This is a genomic window from SAR202 cluster bacterium, from assembly GCA_016872355.1.
Classification (GTDB): Bacteria; Chloroflexota; Dehalococcoidia; order Lucifugimonadales; family VGZY01; genus VGZY01.
The window spans coordinates 41089-47377 of record VGZY01000015.1 but is presented as its reverse complement, the minus strand read 5'-3'; the positions used below and the strand labels follow the sequence as shown (position 1 = coordinate 47377).

At 64.1% G+C, this 6289-nt stretch carries 7 protein-coding genes; all 7 read right to left on the bottom strand.

The features are described from left to right. Positions 1 to 463 precede the first annotated feature (463 nt). The 7 genes from FJ319_05345 to FJ319_05315 all read right to left on the bottom strand — a co-directional run bounded on the left by FJ319_05345 (position 464) and on the right by FJ319_05315 (position 6230). Positions 464 to 1258, bottom strand: a complete 795-nt coding sequence (locus FJ319_05345) for a hypothetical protein (protein MBM3933713.1) — start codon at positions 1256 to 1258, stop codon at positions 464 to 466. A gap of 18 nt (positions 1259 to 1276) precedes the next feature. Continuing rightward, a complete protein-coding gene (locus tag FJ319_05340; protein ID MBM3933712.1) occupies positions 1277 to 2266 on the bottom strand; it encodes a rhomboid family intramembrane serine protease in 990 nt (329 codons plus the stop codon). Positions 2267 to 2404: 138 nt separating this feature from the next. Then, entirely contained in the window at positions 2405 to 3085 is a 681-nt protein-coding gene (locus tag FJ319_05335) for a PHP domain-containing protein (protein MBM3933711.1), read from the bottom strand. Next, the gene (gene xseB / locus FJ319_05330) at positions 3085 to 3327 is read right to left on the bottom strand and encodes an exodeoxyribonuclease VII small subunit (GenBank protein ID MBM3933710.1); all 243 of its coding nucleotides are present in this window, start codon (positions 3325 to 3327) and stop codon (positions 3085 to 3087) included. Before xseB ends, FJ319_05335 begins: the two co-directional genes overlap by 1 nt. 27 nt (positions 3328 to 3354) lie before the next feature. Continuing rightward, positions 3355 to 4560, bottom strand: coding sequence for an exodeoxyribonuclease VII large subunit (gene xseA, locus FJ319_05325; GenBank protein ID MBM3933709.1), 1206 nt, complete (start codon positions 4558 to 4560; stop codon positions 3355 to 3357). Position 4561: 1 nt separating this feature from the next. Then, a complete protein-coding gene (efp, locus tag FJ319_05320) occupies positions 4562 to 5125 on the bottom strand; it encodes an elongation factor P (GenBank protein ID MBM3933708.1) in 564 nt (187 codons plus the stop codon). 28 nt (positions 5126 to 5153) lie between these two features. Then, positions 5154 to 6230 (bottom strand): aminopeptidase P family protein, encoded by a 1077-nt coding sequence (locus tag FJ319_05315; protein ID MBM3933707.1) that lies wholly within the window; start codon positions 6228 to 6230, stop codon positions 5154 to 5156. Between the last annotated feature and the right edge of the window lie 59 nt (positions 6231 to 6289).

Here is a 6289-nt window from a genome sequence, read left to right as displayed (position 1 = left end):
GAGCACCTGAACAAGGCCATGGCCAAAGCGGCCTGATCCACAGACGCTCTCCTGGTGAGATATCTTGCTGCCAATGGGCAGCGCCGGCGCTGCCCATTGGCAGCAAGGCGGAGCACTGTCCAAAAAATCCGACGACAAAACGCTGAAAGAGCCAGAATCTCTATTGACTTCCAAGACAGTTGCTGAAGGGGCGAAACAATCTCTGGTACGACATGAGATTATCTCGCCCCTTCAGGGCTGGGTGAAATACTGAATCCCCTTCCCAGGGCTGCGTGCCTTCGCAGAGCCTTCGGCACTCCACCCTGGGCTTAGTTATCCCGCGCCTTCAGCGCTTCCCAAATCTTGCCACTCCCCATGGGCGTGCAATGGCACGTGGAATGGGCTCGGACGAGGCACCAAATGGTTGCTTGCCCGGCCCGATTCTATCGGGGCTCCCGTCCCGCCCCATTGGCGCGCAATGTCCCTAATAAAGAGCAAGCCGGCGCTCCACTGCCTCCGTGATGTCCCTGGCCTCGATTTCGTTTCCGGCGCGGTCCACGAGGTGCCCTTCTCGAATGGTGATCCCTTCGCTGGAGATCAGGCGAAGGCACTCCAGCAGGAACGGCCTTTCCCGCTTCAGTCCGGCCTGGCGGATCGCCTTGAACAGCGGCTGCTCCTCTCCTAACACCTGTAGCTCCAGGACCGAGCGGTCCGATACCTCCGACCAGAGGTGGTCGAACGCCGGGCCGGTGATACGGAAGCTGCAGTAGGCCAAGGCGGGCCCGGCGTCCAGCACCTCGGTTGCGACATGGGCGAACACCCCGTGGACCCGGGCGCGCTCCTCGATCAGCTTCCAGATCACCTCTTGCCAGGTGCCGGCGTGGTAGCCGGGCAGGGCGGGGTGGAGGTTGAGCATGGGGTATTTCTGCGGCATCTCAGCGCCGGTGAAGAGCATGTAACCGGCCAGGACGATGAAGTCCACCTCGTACCCGGCGATGGCGGCCATCACCTCGCGATGGAAGGGCAAGCGGTGCTTGTTGAAGCCACCGCCGCGGTCGGCGCGGTACCGCTCGAAGGACAGGGTCACCAGCGGTATGCCGAAGCCTTCGACCATGCGGAAAAACTGGTCGCTGCCTTCTGCCTCGCCGCGCTCCCGGTTGCTGAAGACGAACTCGACCCGGGCGTCGAGCTCCCCGGCGGCAATGTGCCGCTGAACGTACTCAAGGAAGCCGCGCGAGCCCTCCCCGCGGCCGGTAGACATCCACCCAATTCGTAACACGCTAGCTCCTGGTAGACCCTAATTGCGCGCCCGGACCTCGAGGAGGAGGCGGATCGCCTCGCTCTCCATCCTGCGGAACCCGTGCGCGCGGGCGAGCACCACTGCCCTGGCCAGGTCCGTCTGCGCGCCGATATAGTCGCCTGTCTCCATGCGGATCTTGCCTCGCAGGAGGTGGGCCTCCGGCATGTCGCTGTTAATCTCCATGGCCCTGTTCACTTCGGTGAGGGCCCGCGAGTAGTCGCCCTGGTTGAAGTTGCGCTCGGCAACGTAATAGCGCGTGAAGGGAGTCTCCGGCGCGCTCGTCGTGCCCAGAGCCCCCCCGCCTGCGAGCACGATCGCGGCAGCCGGCAGCACCCACCAGCGGCGGGTTATTGAATTGTTGTCCTTCAACGCGATAGGTAGGCCGAAGATCGAGTTAACGACCTCATACTGCGGCGCGAACGCAAGGCCCAGGAAGAAGCCGCCGGCCAGGCCGCCCAGGTGCGCCCAGTTATCGATTCCGGGGGTCGAGAGCCCGAACGCGAAGTTGATCACGGCAAGAACCGCAATGCCGGTCAGGCTGCGCTGGGCCACTGCGCCGAAGGTCTTGCGCTGCATGACGAAGAACGCGGCGAACGCGCCCATTATTCCGAACAGCGCGCCGCTCGCCCCTGCGCCGACCGAGAGGTCGTTCAGGTTGTAGCTCAGCACGCTGCCGAAGAGGCCGGCGAGGACGTAAATTGCCAGGTACCGTGCGCTACCAAAAGAGCGTTCAACGAGCGGCCCGAAGATAAACAGCCCCAGGCCGTTGGTGAACAGGTGGTACATTCCTACGTGGAGGAACATCGCGGTGAAGAGGCGCCAGTACTCACCGTTGGCGATGAGCGGGCTGAACATAGCGCCGAAATCGATCAGCGTCTCGCCGTTTGTGCTGTCCCCCCAGATCTCCATACCGAGCCATACCACAATGTTTATGGCCAGCAGCGCCCACGTGACCCGGGGCTTGTCCACAATGGATGGGAGTGCCATCGAACTCGACTGAGCTTGCGGCTCGGATTCGGGGTTAATGGGGCGTTGCTCTTCCAGCGTGGCGTCCTTGCGGCGAGAGGGATGTCTCTAGGTTACACCAGCGTGGTGGACGGCACAAGAAAGTATCGGTGCGGCGGCTCAGACGCCGCTGACCTTCCCGCGCATGAAGTACTTCTTGCGGACCTTGGTTACGGTGGTGACGCCGTGGATGAGGGGGGTCATGGGGCGGCCGACGATGCGCGCCTCGCGGAGCGCCTCCTTGAAGCCGTCCGGCGTGCCGTCGAAGTCCGGCATCTCCGTGTACGTGCGCCCAAGCTCCATCGCCGTGTGGGAGTCGGTGACGCCTGTCATCAGGTACCCGTGCTCGACGGCAAACGCCCGCGCCTTCTCGTTGTCCACGCGCCGGTTGTTGCGCGCGTTAAAGGCCTCGACGATGTCGATGAACGGGCGGATGTCTTCCAGCGCGCTCCGGGAGATGACCTTGGTGCGATAGCGGTCGAACGGGTGGGGAACGGAGACGACGCCGCCCTGGTCCTTGATGCGCTTGCACGTCTCCACGGCGGACAGGCCCTTCGGTATCTCCTTCTCCAGGAACAGTCCGGTCACCTCGCCGTCCGCCGTTGTGACCTCTTCTCCGATGATCACCTTGATGTCGACTGCGAACTCGCGTATCGCCATCGCGCCCTGGATGGAGTTGTGGTCCGTCACGGCGACGCAGGTTAGGCCCACGGCCCGGCACCGCTCCGCCATGCGCCTGGGCGATAGCACCGAATCCGGTGAGAAGTGCGAGTGCATGTGGAAATCGGCGCGCAGGAGCATCAGGCCTCGGTCTCCTGCGGAGGAAGCCGCATCTGCTCGCCGTATGCCGTCTGTATCTGCGTGATGCGCAGCTCGGCGGCGACGAGCATCTCGTTGCAGATCCGCGCCAGCTTCATGCCTCGCTCGTAGAGGCGTGTAGCCTCCGAGAGCGGCAGCGCCCCCGCCTCCAGGGCGGTAACCACCTGGTCAAGCTCGGCAAGCGCCGACTCAAAGGTCACCTGGCCGTTTGTGCTCTCCGGCATGTCGACGCTCTTTCTTGCTCGTGCCATTTACCCTTCCTGGCTAATTGCGGCCACTGTTGCGCCAAAGCCCCCGGCGGCCACCGTAACCCGCACGGAGTCGCCTGCGGCAACCTGCGAGGCGTCGCTCACTACCTCGCTGCCGGGCTCTTTCTGTACTATAGCATACCCCCGGCGGAGGGTGTCCTTCGGGCTGAGCGACTCCAGCCGCAGCTTCGTGTTGTAGACGCGGTCCATCTTCATCGCCACGTCGCGGTGGAGCGTTTTCGCCGCCAGCCGCAGCCTGTCGTCGATCTGGATTCGCAGCGCGTCGAAGTCCGGCAGGAAACGCTCCATCCGCGGGACCATCGCGTCGATCTCGTCCCGGCCGGATTGCACGCGCTCGGTCATGTATTCGGTCATCGCGTTGCGGTAGGCTACGACGCGCTGCGCAAGCTCGATGCGGTTCGGCACCGCCATCTCCGCTGCCGCGGACGGCGTCGGTGCGCGGCGGTCCGCCACCAGGTCGGCGATCGTGTAGTCCGTCTCGTGGCCGATGGCGCTGATGACGGGCGCGCGGCTGGAAAAGATCGCCCTCGCAACCTCTTCCTCGTTGAAGCCCCACAGGTCTTCCAGCGACCCGCCTCCGCGCGCGAGGATAACGAGGTCGATGTCGTCGATCTCGTTGAGGCGCTCAAAGGCGTCCACAACCCCCGGGCAGCAGCCGTCGCCCTGGACGGGGCTGGGCGCGAGGACGAGCTCGACGAGGGGGTAGCGACGGCCGATGACGGTCTGTATGTCGTGCCATACTGCGCCGCTGGGCGAGGTGATAACGCCGATGCGCCGTGGGAACTGGGGGAACGGCCTCTTGCGGGACTCCTCGAAGAGCCCTTCCGTCTGGAGCTTGAGCTTTAGCTGCTCCAGCTTGAGCTGCAGCTCGCCCACGCCCTCCGGCTGGACGATGTCCACAACGATCTGGACCTCGCCGCGGGCCTCGTACATCGTCACCTTGCCGTGCACAATGACGGCGGCCCCCTCCTTGAGGAGCGCCGCAGTGCTGCCCTGCGGGCCTGCGCGCTTGAACATGGCGCAGCGCATCATCGTGCCGGAGTCGCGGAGATTGAAGTAGCAGTGGCCCGAGCCTGGCCGGGAGAGGTTGCCCACCTCTCCCCGGACCCACACGTCCCGTAGGACGGAGTCCATTGCCAGGAGGTCGCGCAGGTAAGAGGTTACCTGCGCGACGGAGTAGACGGCCATGCTATAGCCTTGCGAGGTAGGTATTCGTCCGCGTGTCGATCCTGATCGTGTCGCCTGTGTTCACAAACAGGGGGACCGGCACCATGAGGCCGGTCTCCATCCTGGCGGGCTTGTTGCCGCCGGTGGCCGTGTCGCCCTTGAAACCGGGCTCCGTCTCCTCGACGCGGAGGTCGACGGTGATCGGAAGCTCAATGTTGATCGGGTCGCCGCCGAAGAGGACCACGTCCACCTCGGTCTGCTCCTTCATGTAGGGCAGGGCGTCCGATATCTGGTCCTCGTTGAGCGGGAACTGCTCAAAGGTGCCTGAGTCCATGAAGTAGTGGATGCCGCCGTCCTCGTAGATATACGAAGCCTTGCGGCGCTCAATCTGGGCCGGGCTCAGCTTCACGTCGAAGCCTGAGTAGGTCTTGTCCAGCACCTTGCCGGTCCGCAGGTTGCGGAACCTTATACGCGTCACCGGCGCGCGCTGCTGCATCTTCTGCCGCTCAAAATCGACGATCACAAACGGGTCGCCATCCATCTCGATGGACAGGCCCTTCTTGAGATCGCCAAAACCGATGGTCATCTGAGATTCTCCTGAATACGTTCCTTGTTTAGACGCTTATCTTGGGCGCTTTGCTGATTACGCGGGCGCGGCCCTTCTCCATTACCACCACGTCCTCGATGCGCACGCCGCCCCACTCCGAGAGGTAGATGCCCGGCTCGATCGTGAGCAGCATGCCGTCCTCCAGCACGTCCGGGCTCTTCGCGCCCACGCGCGGGTACTCGTGGACGGCCAGCCCCACGCCGTGGCCCAGGCTGTGGCCGAAGAAGTCGCCGAAGCCGGCATCAGCTATTATATCGCGCGCAATCTTGTCCGTATCCGCCCCGGTCATGCCCGTGCGGACGCGCTCTTCGGCCTCTACCTGCGCCTTCAGCACAATCCCGTATATCTTTCGGAACTGCTCGTCCGGCTCGCCGATGATGACGGTGCGCGTCAGGTCGGCGCAGTAGCCCTTGTACTTGGCCCCCATGTCGATGACGATCGGCACGCCGGCCTGGATGACCGTCTCGTCCGCGCGGTGGTGGGCCATCGCTGCGTTCACGCCCGCGCCCACGATCGTGTCGAACGCCAGCCCCTCAGCGCCGCGCGCGCGCATCGCCTTCTCCAGCTCCCAGGCGACCTCCGCCTCCGTGATGCCCGGCTTGAGGCCCTTCGACACCTCCACCAGCGCCTCGTCTGAAATCTCGATGGCGCGGGTGAGGAGCTTGAGCTCTTCCTTATCCTTTACGGCCCGCAGCTTGTCCACCATGTCGGACGTCGGGACCAGCTCCCAGCGGTCGGACTCCGGCGCGTCGGCGATCGCCTTCAGAAATGCGGCGTGGGTATCGAATGTCATATGCCCGCCTTCGAAGCCCACCTTCTTCACCTTCAGCTCGGCCACCTGCTTGACGAACCACTCGGTCCCGCGCGTGATGCGGTCCACGCGGAACTGCGGCGCCTGCTTCGCTGCCTGGTCCGTGTAACGGAAGTCCGTGCCCAGGATGGCGGCCCCCTGCGTGATGAGCAGGTATCCGGCAGAGCCGGTGAAGCCGGAGAGCCAGCGCCGGTTCTCCTGGCTGGAGATGAGAATGGCGTCCAGCTCTTTGTCCTGGATGGCCTTGCGAAGCTTCTTGAGTCTCGCGGGAATTGACATGTTGTGCTGGTTCCTCTTGCCTCTGTCCCATCGTAGAGACGCCCTGCTGGGGC

Excerpts from the sequence above, each read along its gene's own strand:
- FJ319_05340 (MBM3933712.1), bottom strand. The coding sequence starts at position 2,266 with ATGGCACTCCCATCCATTGTGGACAAGCCCCGGGTCACGTGGGCGCTG.
- FJ319_05335 (MBM3933711.1), bottom strand. The coding sequence starts at position 3,085 with ATGCTCCTGCGCGCCGATTTCCACATGCACTCGCACTTCTCACCGGAT.
- xseB (MBM3933710.1), bottom strand. The coding sequence starts at position 3,327 with ATGCCGGAGAGCACAAACGGCCAGGTGACCTTTGAGTCGGCGCTTGCC.
- xseA (MBM3933709.1), bottom strand. The coding sequence starts at position 4,560 with ATGGCCGTCTACTCCGTCGCGCAGGTAACCTCTTACCTGCGCGACCTC.
- efp (MBM3933708.1), bottom strand. The coding sequence starts at position 5,125 with ATGACCATCGGTTTTGGCGATCTCAAGAAGGGCCTGTCCATCGAGATG.